Origin of the sequence: Ruoffia sp. FAM 26255, from assembly GCF_045528525.1 — a bacterium.
In the GTDB taxonomy this organism is placed as follows: Bacteria; Bacillota; Bacilli; order Lactobacillales; family Aerococcaceae; genus Ruoffia; species Ruoffia tabacinasalis.
Genome location: NZ_JBGQQX010000004.1, coordinates 1 through 22,207, shown reverse-complemented (window position 1 = coordinate 22,207; position 22,207 = coordinate 1). Strand labels below are relative to the sequence as shown.

Below are 22,207 nucleotides of genomic sequence, written 5' to 3'. Positions count from 1 at the left end.
TCCTTTCTTAAATATAATATTATAATGAATTAATATCATCCTTTAATTAATCTTAAGTATATAGTGAATAAAAGCCAAATGAAAGGCCTCAGACAGCAAAAAACAGTTCGCGTTGGACAGGCGAACTGTTTTTTGTTTGAATTTTTAGAATTCTAAAGCAAGTAAATCATCTAGAGTTGTTTCTTCGCCTTCGGCTTCGTTATAACCGTCAACGTCAAAGCCAGCTAAGTTTAAATATTCTTTCATAAAGATACTATAACCAGTTTTGTCCGAAGTGAAATTATCTTCATTAATCGTGTGAATTAATGTTTCAGCTTCTTTTTGAACTTCTGGATCTAACTCCCAACTATCTGGACGTAGGCGTCCTTTGTCATCATACTCTGCATTATTACCATATAACATATCACGGTAAATACGGTCTTGGTGCATAATTGGCGTTTCATGCGTTCCGTTATCAGCCATGATGCGATAAAGCCCCATGCAATACACTGGGAAGAATGGTATCACTGAACTGGCTTTGGTTGTTACAGCCGTCGCAACCACAATCGTCGCTTTTCCATTAATATCAGTTAATAATTCATTAATATTATCTGCTTTGACTTCACAGTCTGCTTTCGCTTGACCTAACGTTCCGTCACCATAGTAAGGACGGTTTAGATCAGAACCTAAGTATGAGTAATTTACTGTTAAAACATCTTCTTCTAGGACACCTGCTTCTTTTAAAGCTTCCATCCATAATTGCCAATCTTCGCCCCCCATCACTTTGACTGTATCGGCAATCTCTTCTTCTGTCGCAGGTTCTAAGACGTGCTCAAAGAACTCTTGTTTTTGAATATTTACATTCGGTCCGACAACTGTTTGGTCAATCGATTTAATCACTGAATTAAAGCGTTCGCCGGTATCAGGATCTGTGCGGACACTTGACGCAAGACTGTATACAACCAGATCAACTTTACCACCAAATTCTTCTTTGATGTATTTAATAACATCTTGCTTCGTTTCGTGACTGAAAGCATCTTGGACGAAGTTTTTCGCGATTAAGCCTTCGGCTTCTGCCGCTTGTTTAAAGTAGATATTGTTATACCAACCTGCTGTCCCTAAGTTTTTTTCTGATTTAGGACCTTTTTCAAATGATACACCAATCGTATCCGCATTCGCACCGAAAGCGAGACTAATACGTGTCGCTAAGCCGTAACTTGAAGACGCACCAATGATTAAGACTTTTTTAGGGCCTTCATAAGCACCTTGTTCTTTAACAAAGTCAATTTGATTATTCACTTCTTGTTTACACCCAATTGGGTTAACACCAAATGACACATTTCCACGCATTTTATGTTCGAATTTGATAGTAATGACCTCCAATGATTAATTAAGTATCTCTAATATACTAAAATTTCACCTAATTTGATAGTTATAACCGAACTGTGGCGAATTATTTTAAAGGAATCTTAGGATTTGAATTTGGACAATGAGTTCATTGGTCCGATATGGTAATATAATGTTAAATAGATAAAGAGGTGAAGGAATTGACGACATTAAATGACATTGCGAAGCGTGCGGGTGTGGCAAAAAGCACGGTATCCCGGTATTTAAATAATGGATCTGTGAGTGATAAGACACGTGAAAAAATCCAAGCCATCATCGAAGAAACAGGTTATGTGCCGAATCAATTTGCCCAAAGTTTAAAAGCCCAGCACTCAAATATGATTGGTGTGGTTCTGCCAAGATTCGATTCCCCATCGACAAATCAAGTGTTAAAAGGGATCGATGACGTTGCGCATGAAAAAGGCTACCAGTTAATGTTAACCAATTCCAACTTGAGTATTGAACGTGAGAAAGAGAATATCTCTTTATTAAAAAGACAAAAAGTCGGCGGCATCATTCTCATCGCGAGTAAGATGGATGAGGACTTAAAGAAACAAGTAACTCAATTAAGCATTCCCACCCTCATTTTAGGCCAAAAAATTGAGGGTGTTCCAAGTCTTGTCCATCAAGATTATGAAGCTGGCAGATTGATTGCTGAACATGCCTTGGAATTAGGGCATACAAAAATATTATACGTCGGCGTCACAGAAGAGGACAATGCGGTGGGGGTTTTGAGACGAAATGGGTTTATGGATACAGTAAAAGAAGCAGGTTTTGAAGCAGCATTCCATGAGACGAGTTTCTCAAGAAAAGAAGCTTATCAACAAGCTTTAGACTATTTACCAACGACTGAGGCAACTTATATCGCGGCTGCAACGGATCATATAGCGATCGGAATATTGAATGCAGCCAACGAATTAAATCTATCTGTTCCAGATGATTTTTCTTTATCCGGTTTTGGGGGATATAGCGAATCTGATTATACATTTCCAAGTATTACGACCATCGATTACCCATTTTATGGCTTAGGGATTAAAGCGTTGAATCGGATCGAACAAATGATGAAAGAGGATCCAGTTAGCTTACTGGAGACGATGCCCAATCAATTAAATGTAAAACAATCCACTAAAAAAATAAAATAACAAAAAATGCTTGCAATTTGCAAGCGTTTGCTTTACTATTCAATGGAACCGGTTCCGTTTCCAAGTTTTGTAATTATCTGGAGGGATAAACATGGGGAAATATGATAAATCAATTGAACAGTTGTTGGATGTCATTGGTGGTAAAGAGAATATAAAAAACTATGAGCACTGTGCTACGCGCTTGCGTGTTGTGCTTAAAGACGATAGTAAGTTAGATAAAGAGAAAGCAGAAAATATTGAAGAGAGTAAAGGTTATTTCTTCTCAACAGGGCAACATCAGTTTATTTTTGGTACAGGAAAAGTCAATGAAGTCACTAAAGAATTAGATGAATATTTAGGAAAATCAAGTTCAGATGATGATGGGTCGATGAAAGATGATATTTATGCAAACTTAAATCCTGTTCAAAAAGTTGTTCGAATTTTAGCAGATATTTTAGTGCCTTTAATTCCAGCGCTAGTAACGACAGGGCTATTAATGGGTCTGCGTGGTTTATTAGTTGAACTTGGTCTAGAGATGACTGAAGATGTTGCAGGACTCTTTGCGATGCTAACAGATACGGCTTTTGCATTCTTACCAGTGTTAATTGCCTACAGTGCAACGCGTAAATTTGGTGGGAATCCGTTGTTAGGTATTGTTGTTGGGTTGATGATGGTAGCACCACAATTACCGAATGCCTATGACGTTCGAGGCGGCAGTGCGATTCCGATGAATATTTTCGGGATTGATATTTATGGCTATCAAGGTTCGATTTTCCCAGCGATTCTTGCGGGTTGGATGATTAGTAAATTAGACAAATGGTTACGTACATGGGTGCCTAAAGTGATGGATCTGATTGTGACGCCGTTCTTAACGATTACGATTACAATTGGTGTTATATTATTCGTGTTAGGTCCAATCATTCAAGTAATTGAAAGCTTTGTCATTGATGGTATCGTCACTTTAATCAATGCGCCGTTAGGTATTGGCTACATAGTCTTTGGAGCACTTCAACAATTAATTGTTATTACTGGTTTACACCATTCAATTGGTTTAATCGAAATAACGTTGTTGAGTGATACGGGATTGAATGTGATTCAGCCTTTAACTACAGTGAGTATGGCAGGACAATTTGGTGCTGCAATTGGAACAGCCTTTTTAATGAAGGACCAAGTGAAACGTACAAACATGATCAGTTCAGCGGTGCCTACTTTATTTGGAATTACAGAACCCCTATTATTCGGTGTTAACATGAGATCACTTCGTATATTTGGTTCAGGGATTGTTGCGGGTGCGGTTGGAGGATTTTTAATTTACCTCTTCGACTTAGCAGCAACAGGTATGGGAATTACTTTTATTCCTGGATTGCTACTTTATACAAGTAGCTTAACAGCTTTAGCACAATACATTATCGTGAGCTTAGTAGCTTTCATAGTTGGCTTCATCTTAGTTCGTTTACAAGGAAAAGCCATTCGTGAAGAAGTTTAAAAGTGATGTAAAGGAGACGAATTGATGAGTAAAAAAGCATATATTAACTGGAAACAAATTCAAGCAGCTCAAGCAAAATTAAAGGCAAGTGTAGAGGCAGATCCATGGCGACTTAGTTATCACCAAATGCCTGAAACAGGCTGGTTGAATGACCCAAACGGGGCGGTGCAATTTGACGGCGTCTATCATTTATACCATCAATATGTTCCGGAAGACCCTAAAGGTGGCGCAACTCATTGGGGACACAAGACGTCGACAGATATGGTGCAATTTAAAGATGAAGAGATCTTTATGTCACCTGATCAAGCGTTTGACCAAGATGGTGTATATTCAGGCAGTGCCATTGTATTAGACGATAAGATTCATTTCTTCTATACAGGTAACGTTAAAAATGAGGGTGACCATGATTATACATTTAGTGGACGCGAACAAAATACTGTCCATGTAGTTTCACCCGATGGTTTTACAATTGAATCAAGAGAAGTGATCATTCCGCACTCAGCATACCCAGAAGGTTTTACGGATCATATTCGCGATCCAAAAGTATTTGAATTAAATGGAAAATATTACTTGATTTTAGGTGCGAGACGCCGTACTAATGTGGGAAGCATCTTGATTTATAGCTCACCTAATTTATATGATTGGGAATATGAAGGTATATTTCTAGAAGGGGATGAAGAGCAAGGGTACATGTGGGAATGTCCGGATTACTTTAATGTGTCAGGTAAAGATATCTTAGTTTTTTCACCACAAGGAATCCTGCCAACAACATACAACTATCATAACCCACATGCGGCCACTTACTTAACCGGGCAAGTGAACTGGGATGAGTTAAAGTTCCAAGTGGAAGAAGATTTTAGAGAGTTGGACCATGGATTTGATTTCTATGCACCTCAAACGTTTGAAGACGACCAAGGTCGCCGCATTATGTGGGTTTGGATGGGCATTGGCGATACTCAGCCGGAATACAATAACCCAACGATTGCGAGAGGGTGGCAACATGCGATGGCTTTACCGCGTGAGTTAAACTTTGAAGACGGCATGTTAAAACAACGCCCCTTAGTGGAATATCAGACTCTGCGTGGCCAAGAACAGTCGTATTCTCTGACTGAATTGTCTGCTGACACACTAAGAGGTGAAGTCTACGAACTATTGATTGATTTTGATGAACGACCGAAAGATTTTGAACTACAACTGCGACAAGATACTTCGGTAACTTATCAAGACGGAGAACTAACATTAAGACATGGAGAAAGTGGCTACGGTCGTCGTAAGCGCACGCTTCCACTTGAATCACTATCGCAATTACACATTTTCTCTGATACGTCCTCATTAGAAATCTTTGTCAATGATGGTGAAGCCGTCTTTACTTCACGCGTCTATCCCGATGCGAACCAAGATAAGATACAAATAACTGGAAATGGAACCGGAAAAGTCACTTATTGGGACTTAGCGACAACAACAAAATAATTTAAAAAGGCTCAAGAACCGTGATAAATTCATCACCATTCTTGAGCCTTTGTTTATGCTATTCAGCAATGCGAGTAACTTTTAATTGAGTTGCAGTTGCTTCATTGACTTGCATTAATTCAAGCATCAGCATTTCAATTTCAAGGCATGTGCCAATCTTATCTTCGCTTGGAATAATTTCGGATTTATATGTGAAGTAGCCACCAATTGTGTCCACTTCGTTGCTTGTCACAATGGTACCAAAGTATTCATTGAAGTCATTGATATTCATAATACCGTTGACTAGCCATGATGATTCGTCTAGTTTTTGCACTAGAGCATCTTCTTCGACCGTATCATATTCATCATAAATCTCTCCAACAATTTCCTCGATAATATCTTCTAAAGTAACGAGCCCAACGGTTTGACCGTATTCGTCTTTTACAACCGCAATATGATTGCTCGTTTGTTGAATTTGCGAGAATAAATCATCTAATAGTAAAGTTTCAGGAACATTTAAAGGATCATGAGCTAAATCTTTTAAATCGACTTGGGTGTAATCGCCGACCAGGACACTCGCACGCAAGTAGTCCTTCACTAAAACTACACCTAAAATATTATCTTTGTCATCTTGATAAACAGGCAGTCTTGAAAATGTCGAATTGACGATGATTTCGTGATTCACTTCGCGTTCTTTATTAATATCAATCATCAATGCTTGATTACGAGGCACCATCACCTCACGAACATTTTTCCGGTTCAGTTTCAGAACACCTTGCATCATGCCAACTTCATCCGATTCAAGCGCTCCTTCTTTACCACCTCGAATCACAATTTCACGGATATTTGAGAAAGTTAATTTCTCATCTTCATTGGAAAAGTCAATCGGAAGAAGCGATTGAAAGAAGTTTAACGTGACAGTTAAAAACCAAACAACCGGTTTAAAAATCGTGTAAATCAGATTTAAAATACGTGCCGATGCCTTTGAATATTTTTCAGGAATGGCTTGCCCAATTGATTTAGGTAATAATTCCCCGAAAATTAAAGTTAATACAGTTACGATGAGCGAAATAACGATCGCCGCACCTTGTGCACCTAGATAAGGTGAAATGAATTGTGATAACCCACTCGTTGCAAAAGATGAGTTTAACGTTCCGATTAAAGTAATCGCCACTTGGACAACCGCTAAAACGCGATCTTGATTATAATATAGCTTTAATGCGAGTTGAGCCTTTTTGCTCCCAGATTCGGCTTCTTTCTCTAATTTGTCTTTATTTGCAGTTATAAATGCCATCTCTGAACCAGAGAAAAAACCATTTAACAGAGTAAAGACAATAAGTAAAATGATGGGTGTTAACATCGCTTTCTCCTTTTTTTATTTGTTAATAAAGTGTATTGTTATGTAATCTATTATATCTATAAATACTAACTTTGGATACACCGACTTTACTAACATTGCAAAAAGTTAATAAACTGCCTCTTGAACGGCTTTCATCCCACCTTCAATGACGACAGGTTTATAGCCTTTATTAGCTAGAAAAGAAGCTGCTGAAGTTGCGCGATTACCTGAGCCACATAGTGTATAAATCATCTGGTCTTTATCTAACTTTTGGTAAGTGGAAGGTAAGTCTTCAAGTGGAATATTAATTAAATTCTCTTCAGGGGCAGGACGTGTAATCTCATCAGGATGTCTGAAATCAAGTAAAATATAGTCATCTTCAACTGCAAGAAAATCATGTACGTTGATGGATTTGATTTGTTGTCTGCTTTCTATCGGAATATCGTGTGCTAAAATATATCCTTGAACATCAATAAATCCGACTTCTTGGCTCAATAATTCAAGCTCATCAATGAAATCTTTTGATTCTTCATTAATAATAAAAATGATAGCTTGATCCGATGCGATAAATGATGAGGCGTACTTTTTGAAATTACTTGGATTAAGATTCAGCGTCTTTGGACCATGTCCAGCTTGATAGTCCAGTTGTCCACGGATATCGATGAGTTGTTGATTATTTATGTGTTTGTAATTGAGTTTTTTCATGGCGATAGTCTCCTTAGATGTTTGTACCGTAAGTATAACGGAGCAATATAGATAAGACAAAATGAAACGATTCTGTTTTTAAAGTTGAGACAAAAAATGAGTATAAGCCTCCCTTAGGAACTTATACTCGTCTTCTAATAAATTATACTGCTAAATATTCTTTACATGCTGCTTCGCATTCACGACACGCTTTAGCGCATTCTTTACAGTGATCGTGATCATGTTGTTCACATTCACTTGCACAAGTATCACAAGCTTTAATACACAACGCAATCAATTCATCTAACAAGGGACTTTGACGATGTGAGAAAGATACAACCATACCACATATATCAGCACAATCTCGGTCTGTCCGAATACATTCCGCCATCATTTTTACGTCTTCTTCTTGTAAGCATCTATCAAAACAGTGCTCGCAGGCTTTTTGGCATGCCATTACTTTTTCGATTAATTTCTCTTTTGCTTGTACCATAATTTTCCCTCCTTATTTTTCTATTATCTTTATTATTATTGTACAATAAGCTTACTATGTATACGCTTTATCTGCAAATGATACCCATTTACTTAAGCGACCATTATCGCGAAATACAGTCATACAGTTTTTCTATCCACTAAACAGTTGTGATAAACTGAAAGATAATAAAAGTAAAAAAATCTGGGAGGTTGATTGAATGAAAGCAGAGATTATATCAGTCGGTTCAAGTTTGTTAAAAGGCTTAGTTGAGAATAAAAATGCAGCTTTTTTTGCTCGCGAGTTGACTTCTGTAGGTATTAATGTGACTCAAGCAGTTATGATCGATAATTCTAAAGAAAAGCTATTGGAAACCATTGAGAAAGCAGAGCAACAAGCAGATGTACTCGTGTTTACAGGTGGCTTAGGTCCTGATGATGACGATATCGTCAAAACAACACTATCAGAGCATCTCGATAAACCACTGGTCTTAGATGATGACACACAAAACCGAATTATTACTTACCATAAAAATTCAGACTTAATCATGCCAAAAAATAACCAACTTCAAGCGCTAACTTTACTTGATTCGATTCCGTTAGTGAATGTCACAGGTCTCGCTTTGGGAATGTTTTATCAGTCTGATACCCATACGTATATCTTACTACCAGGACTAACTGATGAATTAAAACCCATGTTTACTGAGAAAGCTTGGCCACTTATTATTGAGCATCTTTTGAATGGACAAGTCGTCTCTACAAAGCTTTTCCGACTGTTTGGTTTAACAATGGCTCAAGCGCAGAGAAATCTCGGTGATATTTTGGTATCTGACGACACGACGTTTATTGAGATTTTTCCAGCGGGTTTAGAGATTGAAGTTCAGATTACTGCGAGAGGTTTTGACGCCGATGAGGTTCATCAACTCATTGCTAAAGCTGAAAGTGAGATTGAAAAAAGTGTTGCTCCTTATATTATTGGCTACGGTGATCAAAATTTACCTAATATTGTAAGAAAGCTACTAAAAGAGAAGAAGCTTAAAATAACAGGGGCTGAGAGTTTAACAGGGGGCGCATTTTTAAGTGAATTGTCGAGTTTATTTGAAGCCGGCCTATTTTTTGATGGAGGGATGGTTACGTATGATGAATCCATTAAAAAAGAAGTTCTAGGTGTAGCTGAGGAAGTCATTGAAACGCATGGCGTAGTGAGTGCAGAGTGTGCATTTGAGATGGCTGAAAAGGCACTTGAAGCGTTTGGGGCAGATCTCGCTGTGTCCTTAACGGGAGCGGCAGGGCCAAGTTCACTAGAGGGTGAGATACCGGGAACTGTCTGGATTGGTGTGGCGGTTAAAGAGAAGTCTACTTTTGCGAAGAAATTCCACTTTGGATACAAGCGTAATCAGAACCGTGAATACTCTGTTTGGAGTGCATTTAACCTGATTCGTCAGGTTCTTTTGGACGAAGAGATTGAATCAATAATTTATAAAGAAAAAGTGAAAAAAGATGAATAAAAGGCTTGACAAGTAAACGCTTACATGGCATTATGTAGTTAGTAAAGAGAGAGATGCAACTGTAAGTAAAGATTGGCGTTTCACTCTTTACGACAGAACCGTCTTAAAGGTTCGGAGTAGCAGTGAAAGTGCTACTCAGCGTATCAGGACTATCTGTTGTTTACCATAATGCTAGAGGTAACTGTGTAAAGAAATAGCGAAGGCTAGTAGATGTATATAAATGACAGTGGTGTATATTTAAGTTTAGATGTGCAAGTGTGAAGAAATTTGCATTTCAACAGGTAGTGACCAATACGCAGAAAGTAATGTGGTTCCGATGCAAGAAAAGTATAAATTAACACACAGAAAAACGACACGCAACACACTCGTTTATTCAGACATATAGTACAAAACGGAATGACATTGCTAAATTTTTAGGGGAAGGGCATAAAGCCCTTCCTTTTTGTATTGGAATGGATTTGGTTGGAGGCTAGAGTACAATCGCGAATGCGTGTGGCAAGAAATCGCTCAACTCAAGCCAAATGACAATCCCGTTTGTCTCGAGTTCGTCTAACTCAAGACGAATGACAACTCCGTTTGTCTCGAGTTCGTCTAACTCAAGCCAAATGACAATCCCGTTTGTCTCGAGTTCGTCTAACTCAAGACGAATGACAACTCCGTTTGTCTCGAGTTCACTCAACTCAAGCCAAATGATAACTCCGTTTGTCTCGAGTTCTTCCAACTCAAGCCAAATGATAACTCCGTTTGCCTCAATTTCAGTCAACTCAAGCCAAATGACAACTCCGTTTGTCTCGAGTTCTTCCAACTCAAGCCAAATGACAATCCCGTTTGTCTCAAGTTCGTCTAACTTAAGCCAAATGACAATCTCGTTTGTCTCAAGTTCACTCAACTCAAGCCAAATGACAATCCCGTTTGTCTCGAGTTCATCTAACTCAAGCCAAACCCCCCGCCATTTGTCTTAAGTCTGCATTTTCCCAACTCCCACAAGTAGTATCACAAGAAAATTTCTGTAAACTTTGCTAAGATTAGAATAAAGATAAATATAAGCAAAGAGGAGTGAGTGATATGAATATTAATCCAGTAAAAGCCTTTTCTGACAACTATATTTGGGTCATAGATAATGGAACTGATGGAATTATTGTCGATCCTGGTGAGTCAGCGGGTGTTTTAGATTATTTTGACAAAGAAGCATTGGACTTAGCTGCGATTATCTTAACGCATAAACACGATGACCATATTGGTGGGGTTAAAGATGTCTTAGCAAAATACCCAGAGACACCTGTTTATGGACCGAAAGAAACTGCCAGCCTCAACCAAGTTACTGTCAAAGATGGCGATGAGTTTGAATTATTGAACAAAACCTTTAAAGTGTTTAAAAGCGGTGGTCATACCGAAGAGCATATCAGTTACTTAATGGGAGATGACTTATTCTGTGGGGACGCATTGTTCTCAGGCGGTTGCGGACGTGTATTCACCGGGGATTATCAAGCTCAGTATGATGCACTTCAAACCTTTAAAGCTTTACCAAATGAGGTCAAAGTCTATGCAGCGCACGAATATACAGAAACGAATTTACGTTTTGCTCACGAGACAGATCCAACAGATCCGTCATTTGCAAAAGCTTTAGAAGAAGTACAAGCACAAAGAGCAAAAGATCAACCGACTTTACCTTCGACAATTGGAATAGAAAAAGATATTAACTTGTTCCTACAAGCTGAAAACTTAGAAACTTTTATTGAATTAAGAATAGCGCGAGATAATTTTTAAGCATAGTTAAAAGGAGAGAGAATCATGGAACTGATATTCATTCGCCACGCGAAAGCTGAAGAGCGCAGGGAAGGACTCGTTGACATCGACCGCCACCTGACTGATAAAGGGAAGGAAAAATACGCAAAACTACTACCCGAACTCGAAGAAAAACTCGGGCCACTGAAAGAACGGAACTTTGTAAGCTGGTCAAGTCCGGCTAACCGAGCACAAGAAACTGCCGCACTCGCCGCCGACAAATTAAAGCTTGAGGAACCAAGGATTCATGAATTTATCTATACTGGAGAGATAGAAAAGTTTTTAGAAGCATTAAAAACCGTTCAAGATGATGCGACGTTACTCGTCTTTGGACATGAACCGACTTTAAGTGAGTGGGTATATGAATTCACTGGTGAGTCCCGCCGGATGCGAAAAGGGTCAATGGTTAGTATGAAAGTGACACAAAGAGACCCACTCAAAGCCACATTCAATTGGCAAATTCGCACATAAGTAAGTTGAGTAGGAAAGGAATGTCGACACTGAAACCACAATATTTACAATTACAACCTTCAGCCGCCGATGAAAAACGGTGGGTAGCAGAAATTACGGGCGACGATCCGACCTTTATCCTTAGCCGAGAATTCCAACCCGAAATTGAGCCCGGCGTTTGGGCGATGTATGACGGTTGGTACCAAATTCACGGACAAACGCCTGGGATCACCCCTTTTCAAAAAGAATATGTCCGAGTCTTAGACGGGAAGATGACTCGGAGACTAGATTTCCGTTTTGTTAAAGAACATGTGCCGCAAATAAAAGCAGCGGAACCTGAACGGAAAGAACGTCTAAAGCACCAGATTATTTCTGTGTTCAATGAAATAAAAGCCGAAGTGCCTCATGAACTCGTTGATGAAGCAATCATGCAACAACAAGAAGACTTGGATATGGTCGAAACATCCCAAGAACTCCTAGGTGGGTTGAAAGTGCTATTAAAGCAAAAAGACCGAATCATCAAACGCTACAAAGAAGCCGTCGAGAACTTTCATGAAGAATGGTAAGCAAATTTATTAGAGAATTGTCTAAAGAGGCAGTTCTTTTTTTGTATAAAATATGAGCTTATTGTCAACTTAATTTAAGTGTAATTATATCGAAATATTTATTTAAAATAGTGTAATATCAAGCTTATTTAATATATTTTCGCAAGGCAAATAAATTTAATTTCTTTAAATTAAATGTTATATTAAGAATATGAAAAAGTAAGGATGCTATTTTAAGAATCTTATAAACAAGAGGAGTTTACTATGAGTGAAATATATAAGAGGAAACTAGAGGAAGTGCTTGAGGAATTCGACACTTCTGTTGAAGAGGGTTTGAATGAGTCTCAAGTCGAAGAAAATCGGGAAGAACACGGTGAGAATAAATTAGAAGAATCAGAAACAAAGTCTAAATGGGAGATTTTTCTAGAGAATCTTAATAATATTATCGTTTACTTACTAGGTGTTGCGGCTGTTATCTCAGTCATAATGGGCGATTGGGTTGAAGCGCTAGCAATTTTATTAGCTGTTTTTATATCTGTCTTTACAGGGTATTTTGTTGAGGTCGGAGCGCAAAAATCGGTTGAAGCCCTCCAATCAATGGTGGATACAAAAGCAAAAGTACGCCGTAACGGTGAAGAGATTGAAATTGATTCGACCGAACTTGTGCCCGGAGATATTCTAATCTTAGGGGAAGGGGATGCGATTGCGGCTGATGGACGGTTAATTAGTGCCAATAACTTTGCGGTCATGGAAGCAGCCTTAACCGGAGAGTCTGAAGCGGTCGATAAAGATGCTGACGCAACATTTGAAGAAGATGAAGCACTCGGTGACCAATTAAATATGGTCTTTTCCGGTACAGCAGTAACCCGCGGTAAAGCCGAAGCCGTTGTGACGGGTATCGGTATGAATACTGAAGTAGGTCAAATTTCTGAGATGTTAGATGAAGATCAAGACCGAGAAAGTCCACTAGATAAAGAAATAGACAAATTAGGTAAAGCTTTAATTATTGTTGCCTTTGTTGCAGCAGGATTAGTTTTATTAATTGGTATTCTTAACGGTCAAGATACGGCAGAAATGCTACATGTGGCAGTTATTCTAGCAGTAGCGGCGATTCCAGAAGCTATGCCAGCGGTTGAAACGATTACCTTATCGAACGGGATGTCGACGATGGCTGAACATGAAGCGCTCGTCAAAAACCTATCCGCGGTTGAAACGCTAGGGTCAACGTCGATTATTGCTAGTGACAAGACCGGAACCCTGACGGAAAACCAAATGATGGTTGAACATCTAATTATTAAAAATGATGAAAAATATGAGGTTACTGGGAACGGTTATGAACCTAAAGGTACTGTGAAATACAACGGTGAAGTTGTTGACGTAGAAGCTAAGAATATTCATGACACAGACGCTTTAAATGACAACGATCAAGATTTACTGAAGCTGATTACTAATGGTTTTTTATCCAGTGATGCAAAATTAGTTAAACTAGACGAGGCGGATGAAAATGAAGAAGCGGAAAATGACGGCGAGTATACTATTGAAGGAGACCCAACGGATGGGGCTTTAACTGTCTTAGGACACAAAATTGGTATGTCACCAGAATTTTTAAAAGAGACTGAATTTGAGCAACTAGCTGAAATTCCTTTCGATTCTGAGAAGAAATATATGGCTACTTTCCATAAACTGCCCGATAATATCTACCGTTTTATTATGAAGGGTGCTCTAGATGTAGTAGCTGAATATACAGACATTGATGATGAAGAAAGTGAATTTTGGTCAGAGAGGAACGAGCTTTTAACTGAAGAAGGGAACCGTGTCATCGGCCTAGCCAGCTATACGGTTGAAGACGAGAATGAAGCCAATGAGATTACAGAAGACATCGAAGGTTGGTTTGATAATAATCGTAAGATATTAACGATTGATGGCTTGTTCGGGATTATGGATCCACCAAGAGAAGATGTTGCCGAATCAATCAAACAAACGCAAGAGGCTGGTATTACTGTGAAAATGATTACCGGTGACCACCCTCGAACAGCGTCAGTGATTGCAAAAGAAATCGGGATTAACAATTGGGAAAACACCATGACTGGTAAAGAAATTGACGAAATGCATGATTCATCGGACTTCATTAACCGAATTAGAGAAACAGCTGTCTTTGCCCGCGTCTCTCCTGAGAACAAATTACAAATCGTTAGAGCTTTTCAAGATGAAGGTGAAGTCGTTGCGATGACTGGAGACGGTGTAAATGATGCGCCTGCCTTGAACGGTGCTGATATCGGTGTCGCGATGGGAATTCGCGGAACGGAAGTCGCAAAAGAAGCGTCTGATATGATTTTAACGGATGACCGTTATTCAACCATTGTCGATGCCGTGCGTGAAGGTCGAATCATATTTGAAAATATAAAAAAATTTGTATCTTTCCTATTCGCCTGTAATATGGTTGAAATTGTGTCAATTTTATTCACAATTATCTTCCTATTACCGATGCCAATTCAACCTTTACACATTTTATTCCTTAACTTACTCATTGATATTGGACCGGCCATTGCCTTAGCTTACGAAGAAGCCGAAGATAATGTGATGAATCATCCGCCACGTGATCCTGAAAAAGGGTTGGTCAACCGTCAATTCTTAAGTCGAATTATTATAAGTGGAATATTTATTGGTTTAGGAGCTTTCGGGGTATTCTTCCTATTCCATAATTTCACAGACGTATCCTTAGAATATGCTCAAACGGCGACTTTTACATATATGGCAATTGCTCAGTTAATGCATATCTTTAATGTTCGTAAATTCAAAACCTTCGGCTTGGACCGCACGCTATTCCATAATAAATTGTTAGTGGGTGCCATGGCTTTAGGTGTCGCTTTACAATTGGTTGCAGTTTACTTACCATTTATGAATAATGTCTTAGGGACAGAACCACTGACATTGATGACTTGGGTAATTATTCTAGGCTTTGCGGCTGTGGCTACATTTATCGTTCATTGGTTGAAAATGTTAACCAATTAAATAGGTGCAGAAGAATAACAAAATAAGAGAGCTCACAAAATGACGTGGGCTCTCTTTTTGTTTAATAAACATCTAACATTAAAAGCACAAGAGGCATTGCAGCAAAAGCCAAATGGACAACAAAATGCGCGAAAATGTTGGGAAATAATCTTTGATGGCAGTGGGAAATCAAGGCACTACCAAGTCCCCAAAAGAAGAATGCGCCAATATAAACTAAGGCCCCTTGCCAACTCGCCGCTAACATACAATGTTGCAAGCCGAAACCAATCGACGGAATGACAATACCTGCCCACGGCTTACCAAAACCTTCAGCAAACTTAGGCTGGGCATAACCTCGGTACATGATTTCTTCAATCGGCGCATTAATAAATGGAAAGAATAAAGCGACAATCGCGCCAACCCACCTTAGCCAAACAGGTGTAGTTAACAGATTATTAACTCAGTCACCTGTAAAATAACTTGGGCCTGTGTCATAAGTCCAACATGGGTATTCCAGCCTATAAAAGTTGCTGGTCAATATTTTTTTGTTTTCTCTTTCGGATTGCTTAGTTAAACTAACTTATGACATAGCCTCTAAAGCTGATTAAATTATCTGATTTCAGTTTCGAACTCTGGGGTATTAATAATTGTATCGAGAACGGGACAGGTTCGATCAATGAAGTCGATAAAGTTATTGATCTCTTCTTCAGTATGATCAGAATCTATATGATAGATTGTTTTGATTTTTGAGAAACCGATTTTGGCGTCAGGGTTTAGACCTAAGAAACCGTCCGGATCTAATTCACCTTCCATGTCGATTGCAATCGAACGGAAGTTGATATTATTTTTAGCAGCGAAAGATTTAGCCACGATCAGTTTACAAGCTGCCAAGCCACTGAGTACAGCTTCCACCGGGTTCATGCCTGTATCTGTTCCACCAAGGTTTTTAGGTTCGTCTAAACGAATCACGTGGCCTCGAGCATCCGCATCTACTTTAAGTCCTGATACTAACTTTGCATTAACAGTTGTTAATTCTACTGCCATAATATCTCTCCTCATTTTTTTGATATGCTCATAATATCACAAATAGAAACAAAACTCAAATATGAATGAGAGACTCAAGGGGAAGTAGTTGGTGCAAAATCAATCAAAAAAATGGGGCTGTGTCATAAGTCGACATATACCTCCAAAATAAAAACCGACACGAACATTGTTTCAACAGCGTTTGTGTCGGTTTTGTGTTATAATTAAGGTATGAAAAAAGACGAACAGACCTTCACTTCTGCTCGTCCGAATAAATCCCATGAAAGGACTTATCAAAATGTATACTAATTATAACATAAATCAATTTAAATTGGATATATCATTGGATTATATGCCAAAAAAACATCATGTCGCTCATTTTATTAATGGTTTAGTCGATTCGTTGGAGATTCATCATCCTTATGAATTTGGTAGACCTAGAGAATACAGTCTGTCTGCTGTTCTTAAATTATTGTTGTTTGCTTATACGCGTGGTGTCTTTACGAGTCGGAAAATCAATGTTTTTGTCCAGGAAAATATGCCGGCACGCTGGTTAACTCAAGACGGCTTGCCATCCGCTTCGACTATTTGACGTTGTCGAAGAGCGCCAGAATTACAAGCAATCTTAGACAAAGGCTTTGAGTCTCTCCTCGATTATTTACGCGATCACCGCTTAATCGATGATCAATTGTCGATTGACGGAACAAAGCTGCTTGCTGATGCGAATAAGTATAGCTTCGTTTGGAAAAAGAATATGATTCGCTTTGATGAAAGTAACCAGGATAAAATCATAGAACTGTTGGTCGAATTAAAAGCAGCCTATGCTGCCGCTTATTTACCTGCGGATACCCCCATAACATTAGATGGATTAGAGGAAGTCATTACGATCCTTGAAACCAGACTGAAAGACTTGGAGGTGAAGGTACAAGAAACTGTGACACTCTCACCTAATCCTGCGAAACAAGAACGCCGAAAAGTAAAGTCAGTGATGAATAAAATAAAAGAACGACGTGAAAAACATCAAAACTACCTCCAACAATCGACCACTTTTGGCGAACGTAACTCTTACTCTAAAACAGATACTGACGCAACTTTCATGAGAATGAAAGACGATCATATGATGAATGGTCAACTTAAACCAGGTTACAATCTTCAATTAGCGACAAGTAGACAGTATGCGCTCGCTTATTCAATTTATCCCAATCCCACAGACACACGCACGCTGCAACCTTTTTTAACGACACACGAAAGGCTCATACATTCAATGAAATTCTTAAGCATGGATGCGGGGTACGGGTCTGAAGCTAATTATCGTTTCTTAGAAGATTCTTTTCCGAACTTAACCGCGCTGATTCCTTATGGCACAATGTTAAAAGAACAGACAAAAAAGTGGTTAACAGATGAAAAGAAAGTCATAAACTGGCAATATGATGAATCTGAAGATTATTATATCGATCCCCAAGGCGTGCGATTTAATTTTTCCGCTTACCGTCAACGAACAGATAACTATGGTATGACCCGTGACTTTAAAGAGTACAAAGCCGAGCGCTATACTCCAGATAATCAAGAGATTCCGGAAGCTCTGACAGAAAAGGGCTATGTGCGAAAGATAATGGTCAATCCATCTTGGGAATATTTTAAAGCCAAACAACGCACACTTTTCTCTATCCCAGAATGTCAATCCGTGTATCAGCGCAGAAAAATAGATGTTGAAACAACCTTTGGTTTTCTCAAGGGTTCTTTAGGGTTCACCAGGTGCCACGTAAGAGGCAAAGAAAAAGTCAGTCAGGAGATTGGTATCGCTTTAATGGCATGTAACCTCCATAAGTTATCACTGAATGCTCAAAAGAATAAACAAACTAATGAAAAACAAAAGATCTAGCGATTAGGAAGAGGATTATCTTCTATCGTCAGATCTTTTGTTTTCTATCATCTTATAAAAAGGGACTTTTGACACAGCCCCAAATATTAAAAACGCGACCCATTTACTGCGGCAGCAAATGGGATAAAGAGTACAAAAATCAAAAGCAGCCCCCAAAGGAGATCCTTACCTAAACGGTCCCTTTGAAAATCAATCACATCCCGAATCGAACGTCCTTGTGAATGTAGGAGTCGTGTCATTAAATAGAGAAAAAGGAGTTTGGCTATCATAAAATATATGACTGCGATATTGGATGAAAAAGGGAACGGAATGTTTAGCAACAAACAGATTAGGCCCGTGATTAATTCAAAAGTGGGAATCAAATAAACGAGACAAGCCCAGCTTTTTCAATACGAACCTCTCCTTATGAAAGCGCTGTTATATTTTAATCTTATCATAAACGGAGGAATTTATATAAATGTAATGGATATAAGTTGACTTGTACGAGTTACATGTGTAAACTAAACTTTAAACAATGACTACAATTGTAGTCGTAATCATAAACTTAGTTTGAAAGGAGATATTTTATTGACAGAAGCAATACCAACGTTAAAAATTACCGATGCAGAATGGGAAATTATGCGAGTCGTCTGGGCTCAAGGCAAGGCGACAAGTCGCGAAATTATCCAAGTATTAGAAGATAAAATGAACTGGAAAGCTAGCACAATTAAAACTTTAATCAGCCGTTTAGTAGAAAAAGGCGCTTTGGATACCGAACAAGAGGGACGCAAATACATTTACTCAGCTAAACTGACAGAAGAAGCCAGTTTAGATGAATCTATTTCAGATATGTTAGCTCGTATTTGTAATAAGAAAGCCGGGGAAGTAATCGGAGATATGTTAACCAACGCGCCTTTAAGTCAAAGTGATATTGAAGAATTAATGAGCATTTTAAAAGAGAAAAAGAAAACGGCATTGGACGTTGTGGCATGCGACTGTGTGTCTGGGCAATGTGAGTGTCAAGTAAATTTAGGAGGGGAATTGAATGAGTAAGGATAAACAACACCATCACAATCATCATGACCACGGAGGGCATGACCATCACGACCATCATGAGCACATGGATCACGGTGGCCATGGACATCATCACCACCATGGGAATTTTAAACAAATTTTCTTAAGATCTTTACCGATTGGGTTAATCATTATGTGGATTTCTCCACTGATGGGCTTGGACATACCGTTTCCATTTCAATACACTTTTCCATATTCGGATATTTTAGCTACCGTGCTGTCTACATTCCTTATTTTCTATGGAGGGAAGCCGTTCTTTCAAGGTGCGGTTGGTGAGTTTAAAGAGAAATCACCAGGGATGATGGCGCTTGTGTCTTTAGGGCTTGGCGTGTCGTATTTATATAGTGTCTATGCGGTAATTATGCGCTATGTTACGGGCGAGTACCTGATGGATTTTTACTTCGAATTCGCATCGCTAATCCTTATTATGTTGCTTGGACATTGGATTGAGATGGTTGCTTTAGGTAATGCCGGAGATGCTCAAGCCTCTTTAGCAAAATTACTTCCGAAAGAAGCACAAGTTGTCTTACAAGATGATTCGATTGAACAGCGCCCGGTAACAGAATTAAAGGTTGGCGACACTGTCCGAGTTCAAGCAGGCGAAAACATTCCAGCTGATGGAGAAATCATTCGCGGAACGTCTCGAGTGAATGAAGCGCTACTGACGGGTGAATCTAAACCGATTGAGAAATCCGAAGGCGACACAGCTATCGGAGGATCAACTAATGGACAAGGGACGTTATTTATTAAAGTCAGCCAAACTGGAAATTCATCATTCCTCTCTCAAGTTCAAAGTTTAGTCACAGAAGCTCAAGGTAATCCGTCTCGAGCAGAGAACAGAGCACATCAAGTTGCGAGTTGGTTATTTTATATTGCGCTCGGTGTGGCATTAGTGACATTCGTCGCTTGGTGGGTAATTGCTGATTTACAAACATCGATTTCTTATACGGTAACCACGCTTGTTATTGCTTGTCCGCATGCTTTAGGATTAGCGATTCCACTTGTGATTTCGCGAAGTACTAGTTTAGGTGCTAATCGCGGACTACTTGTGAAAGACCGTGAAGTTTATGAATTAACAACAAAATCAGACACGATGATCCTCGATAAAACAGGAACGCTGACTACTGGTGAATTTAAAGTATTAGCGATTGATTCATTATCAAGTGACTATAACGAAGACGAGCTATTAGCTATCATGGCTGGAATTGAAGGCGGGTCAAGTCACCCCATCGCTCAATCAATTATCGAACATGCCTCTGAGGAAAATGTAAACCCCGTTGACTTCACATCAACAGAAGTCGTTTCTGGTGAAGGAGTTGTGGGAACTTATCAAGATACAGAGTATAAATTAGTGAGTCAAAAAGTGTATGGAAAGTCGATTGATATTGAAATTTTACCTGGTGCAACGATTAGTATTTTAACTAAAGATGGCGAAGCATTGGGCGCAGTGTCTCTAGGTGACGAGCTTAAAGAAACGAGTAAAGAACTGATGACAATTCTCAAAGACAAAGGCATTACGCCAATTATGGCAACAGGTGATAATGAAAATGCCGCGAAAGGTGTCGCAGAAACTTTAGGTATTGATTACCGTGCAAACCAGTCACCACAAGACAAATATGATTTAATTAAAAGTCTACAGTCTGAAGGTAAGACGGTTATTATGGTTGGAGATGGTGTGAATGATGCGCCGTCACTCGCATTGGCTGATGTCGGAGTCGCCATTGGAGCCGGAACGCAAGTGGCAATTGATTCCGCAGACGTTGTCTTAACCCAATCTGAACCCGGCGACATTGAATCCTTTATCGAACTGTCTTTCAAGACAAACAGCAAGATGAACCAAAACTTACTTTGGGGAGCAGGCTACAATTTCATTGCAATCCCATTGGCTGCGGGTCTTTTGGCATCTATCGGAATCACTATTTCGCCCGCGCTCGGTGCAATTTTAATGACACTTTCAACAATTATTGTCGCAATGAACGCACTCACTTTAAATTTAGATGATTAATTTTTAAAATAAAAAATGAAAATCGCCCTTTTTTACGTATATATATAGGGGTGATAAAATGCAGAAAAATATCGAACTCATTCAACTCGAAATGTCGGTTATACGCCAAATATATTTAGCTGAAGAACAGAAACGTCGATTTTGGTCTTTAAAACAAGGCTATATCGGGGAATCAGAAGTTGCTCAATGGTTAGAAAAATACGCCGACGATAGTTGGCATGTCCTTTCAGACTACTGGTTTAACTACAAAAGCACGATGCAAGCCGATTTTCTATTAATCAAAGAAAATCACTGGTTAGTTATTGAAGTGAAGAATTTTGATGGCGAATTTGAATATAGAAATCACGAATGCTACATTAACGCGCATTTAATGGAAAATAATTTTATGAATGCCATGGCGACCAAAGTACGGCGCCTAACACGAATTGCCAATGAAGTCTCCGAAAATATTAAAGTAACCGGTGCGATGATTTTCATCAATGAACATTGCCGAGTTAAACTCGATTATGAATTTGACTATGAAATTATACAGCGCAACCAATTTAGAAACTTCTTGAAAAAGCAGACCGAATTTCTGGCCAAACCTCTGTTACCAGCATATTTGAATAGAATACAAAAAGTCTTGAACCGCTATTCGATTGAAAATCCGTTCCAGCCTACAGGCTTGCCGATAGAAGACTTTGCGACTATCCATAAAGGCGTTACTTGTCCAGCGTGTCACCGATTTGATGTAGAAATCACTTTAAGAAAAGTGACATGCCGGCACTGTCATTTTAAAGAAGCAAAATCAGAAACAATACTCAGATCCGCACGGCAATTGCGCTATTTATTCTTTGACAACAGTGAAATAGTCACAACAGAAAATGTGTACCAGTTTATGGGCGCAAGCGCAGCGTCAAGATCCTTAATCCGAGACATACTTGCCTGAATAATTCATACTTCTAAATTTTTCGATTAAAAATACATTTTTTGTCGTAATTTTGCTTTGGTTCTAAAATTTATATGTTTTTTGAGATTTTACAGAACATTTTTATCGAGATTCGATTTTTA

At 38.9% G+C, this 22,207-nt stretch carries 18 protein-coding genes and 1 pseudogene; 12 read left to right on the top strand and 7 right to left on the bottom strand.

All coding sequences use genetic code 11. From position 1 onward, the window contains the following. Window positions 1–144: 144 nt before the first annotated feature. Window positions 145–1,329, bottom strand: coding sequence for an enoyl-ACP reductase FabV (fabV, locus tag ACEN31_RS01360; RefSeq protein WP_231606925.1), 1,185 nt, complete (start codon window positions 1,327–1,329; stop codon window positions 145–147). A gap of 197 nt (window positions 1,330–1,526) precedes the next feature. Here fabV and ACEN31_RS01355 point away from each other — a divergent pair, with 197 nt between their 5' ends. The 3 genes from ACEN31_RS01355 (at window position 1,527) to ACEN31_RS01345 (ending at window position 5,442) form a co-directional block, all read left to right on the top strand. Then, entirely contained in the window at window positions 1,527–2,507 is a 981-nt protein-coding gene (locus ACEN31_RS01355; protein WP_407094009.1) for a LacI family DNA-binding transcriptional regulator, read from the top strand. Window positions 2,508–2,598: 91 nt separating this feature from the next. Then, the gene (locus ACEN31_RS01350) at window positions 2,599–3,972 is read left to right on the top strand and encodes a PTS transporter subunit EIIC (RefSeq protein WP_407108383.1); all 1,374 of its coding nucleotides are present in this window, start codon (window positions 2,599–2,601) and stop codon (window positions 3,970–3,972) included. 24 nt (window positions 3,973–3,996) lie between these two features. Beyond that, window positions 3,997–5,442 carry a glycoside hydrolase family 32 protein gene (locus ACEN31_RS01345; protein WP_407108382.1) on the top strand — a complete coding sequence of 482 codons (1,446 nt, stop codon included), beginning with the start codon at window positions 3,997–3,999 and terminating at the stop codon, window positions 5,440–5,442. A gap of 58 nt (window positions 5,443–5,500) precedes the next feature. Here ACEN31_RS01345 and ACEN31_RS01340 read toward each other — a convergent pair whose 3' ends face one another. The 3 genes from ACEN31_RS01340 to ACEN31_RS01330 form a co-directional block, all read right to left on the bottom strand. Next, window positions 5,501–6,781, bottom strand: coding sequence for a hemolysin family protein (locus tag ACEN31_RS01340; protein WP_407108380.1), 1,281 nt, complete (start codon window positions 6,779–6,781; stop codon window positions 5,501–5,503). A gap of 105 nt (window positions 6,782–6,886) precedes the next feature. Beyond that, entirely contained in the window at window positions 6,887–7,465 is a 579-nt protein-coding gene (locus tag ACEN31_RS01335; protein ID WP_407108378.1) for a rhodanese-like domain-containing protein, read from the bottom strand. Between the two features lie 142 nt (window positions 7,466–7,607). Then, a complete protein-coding gene (locus ACEN31_RS01330) occupies window positions 7,608–7,937 on the bottom strand; it encodes a four-helix bundle copper-binding protein (RefSeq protein ID WP_197104909.1) in 330 nt (109 codons plus the stop codon). A gap of 199 nt (window positions 7,938–8,136) precedes the next feature. Between ACEN31_RS01330 and ACEN31_RS01325 the strand changes: the two genes are divergently transcribed. Beyond that, window positions 8,137–9,423 carry a CinA family nicotinamide mononucleotide deamidase-related protein gene (locus tag ACEN31_RS01325; protein WP_407108377.1) on the top strand — a complete coding sequence of 429 codons (1,287 nt, stop codon included), beginning with the start codon at window positions 8,137–8,139 and terminating at the stop codon, window positions 9,421–9,423. A gap of 469 nt (window positions 9,424–9,892) precedes the next feature. Here the strand turns inward: ACEN31_RS01325 and ACEN31_RS01320 are convergent, their stop codons facing one another. Next, window positions 9,893–10,312, bottom strand: a complete 420-nt coding sequence (locus ACEN31_RS01320) for a hypothetical protein (RefSeq protein WP_407108376.1) — start codon at window positions 10,310–10,312, stop codon at window positions 9,893–9,895. Window positions 10,313–10,488: 176 nt separating this feature from the next. Between ACEN31_RS01320 and gloB the strand changes: the two genes are divergently transcribed. From gloB to ACEN31_RS01300, 4 genes are all read left to right on the top strand, one after another. Then, a complete protein-coding gene (gene gloB, locus ACEN31_RS01315) occupies window positions 10,489–11,190 on the top strand; it encodes a hydroxyacylglutathione hydrolase (RefSeq protein ID WP_407108374.1) in 702 nt (233 codons plus the stop codon). 24 nt (window positions 11,191–11,214) lie between these two features. Further along, window positions 11,215–11,679: a histidine phosphatase family protein gene (locus ACEN31_RS01310; protein ID WP_138404761.1), complete on the top strand. Its 465-nt coding sequence runs from the start codon at window positions 11,215–11,217 to the stop codon at window positions 11,677–11,679. A 20-nt stretch (window positions 11,680–11,699) separates the two neighbouring features. Continuing rightward, complete coding sequence (locus ACEN31_RS01305) at window positions 11,700–12,224, top strand: hypothetical protein (RefSeq protein ID WP_138404762.1); 525 nt, start codon at window positions 11,700–11,702, stop codon at window positions 12,222–12,224. 243 nt (window positions 12,225–12,467) lie between these two features. After that, entirely contained in the window at window positions 12,468–15,215 is a 2,748-nt protein-coding gene (locus tag ACEN31_RS01300; protein WP_407108372.1) for a cation-translocating P-type ATPase, read from the top strand. A 61-nt stretch (window positions 15,216–15,276) separates the two neighbouring features. Here ACEN31_RS01300 and ACEN31_RS01295 read toward each other — a convergent pair whose 3' ends face one another. Continuing rightward, a complete protein-coding gene (locus ACEN31_RS01295; RefSeq protein WP_407108412.1) occupies window positions 15,277–15,606 on the bottom strand; it encodes a type II CAAX prenyl endopeptidase Rce1 family protein in 330 nt (109 codons plus the stop codon). A gap of 197 nt (window positions 15,607–15,803) precedes the next feature. Beyond that, complete coding sequence (locus ACEN31_RS01290) at window positions 15,804–16,238, bottom strand: OsmC family protein (RefSeq protein WP_407108370.1); 435 nt, start codon at window positions 16,236–16,238, stop codon at window positions 15,804–15,806. Window positions 16,239–16,515: 277 nt separating this feature from the next. On the opposite strand from ACEN31_RS01290, the pseudogene ACEN31_RS01285 reads away from it, so the two are divergent. From ACEN31_RS01285 to ACEN31_RS01270, 4 genes and pseudogenes are all read left to right on the top strand, one after another. Then, window positions 16,516–18,099, top strand: a pseudogene (locus tag ACEN31_RS01285) (IS1182 family transposase). 567 nt (window positions 18,100–18,666) lie between these two features. After that, window positions 18,667–19,131, top strand: coding sequence for a CopY/TcrY family copper transport repressor (locus tag ACEN31_RS01280; protein WP_268951515.1), 465 nt, complete (start codon window positions 18,667–18,669; stop codon window positions 19,129–19,131). After that, complete coding sequence (locus ACEN31_RS01275) at window positions 19,124–21,157, top strand: copper-translocating P-type ATPase (protein WP_407108369.1); 2,034 nt, start codon at window positions 19,124–19,126, stop codon at window positions 21,155–21,157. The genes ACEN31_RS01280 and ACEN31_RS01275 overlap by 8 nt, the downstream gene beginning before the upstream one ends. Window positions 21,158–21,215: 58 nt before the next feature. Beyond that, window positions 21,216–22,085, top strand: coding sequence for a nuclease-related domain-containing protein (locus ACEN31_RS01270; protein ID WP_407108368.1), 870 nt, complete (start codon window positions 21,216–21,218; stop codon window positions 22,083–22,085). The last annotated feature ends 122 nt before the right edge of the window (window positions 22,086–22,207 follow it).

Excerpts from the sequence above, each read along its gene's own strand:
- fabV (WP_231606925.1), bottom strand. The coding sequence starts at position 1,329 with ATGCGTGGAAATGTGTCATTTGGTGTTAACCCAATTGGGTGTAAACAA.
- ACEN31_RS01325 (WP_407108377.1), top strand. The coding sequence starts at position 8,137 with ATGAAAGCAGAGATTATATCAGTCGGTTCAAGTTTGTTAAAAGGCTTA.
- gloB (WP_407108374.1), top strand. The coding sequence starts at position 10,489 with ATGAATATTAATCCAGTAAAAGCCTTTTCTGACAACTATATTTGGGTC.
- ACEN31_RS01310 (WP_138404761.1), top strand. The coding sequence starts at position 11,215 with ATGGAACTGATATTCATTCGCCACGCGAAAGCTGAAGAGCGCAGGGAA.
- ACEN31_RS01340 (WP_407108380.1), bottom strand. The coding sequence starts at position 6,781 with ATGTTAACACCCATCATTTTACTTATTGTCTTTACTCTGTTAAATGGT.
- ACEN31_RS01300 (WP_407108372.1), top strand. The coding sequence starts at position 12,468 with ATGAGTGAAATATATAAGAGGAAACTAGAGGAAGTGCTTGAGGAATTC.
- ACEN31_RS01345 (WP_407108382.1), top strand. The coding sequence starts at position 3,997 with ATGAGTAAAAAAGCATATATTAACTGGAAACAAATTCAAGCAGCTCAA.
- ACEN31_RS01335 (WP_407108378.1), bottom strand. The coding sequence starts at position 7,465 with ATGAAAAAACTCAATTACAAACACATAAATAATCAACAACTCATCGAT.
- ACEN31_RS01305 (WP_138404762.1), top strand. The coding sequence starts at position 11,700 with ATGTCGACACTGAAACCACAATATTTACAATTACAACCTTCAGCCGCC.
- ACEN31_RS01330 (WP_197104909.1), bottom strand. The coding sequence starts at position 7,937 with ATGGTACAAGCAAAAGAGAAATTAATCGAAAAAGTAATGGCATGCCAA.
- ACEN31_RS01350 (WP_407108383.1), top strand. The coding sequence starts at position 2,599 with ATGGGGAAATATGATAAATCAATTGAACAGTTGTTGGATGTCATTGGT.
- ACEN31_RS01270 (WP_407108368.1), top strand. The coding sequence starts at position 21,216 with ATGCAGAAAAATATCGAACTCATTCAACTCGAAATGTCGGTTATACGC.
- ACEN31_RS01275 (WP_407108369.1), top strand. The coding sequence starts at position 19,124 with ATGAGTAAGGATAAACAACACCATCACAATCATCATGACCACGGAGGG.
- ACEN31_RS01290 (WP_407108370.1), bottom strand. The coding sequence starts at position 16,238 with ATGGCAGTAGAATTAACAACTGTTAATGCAAAGTTAGTATCAGGACTT.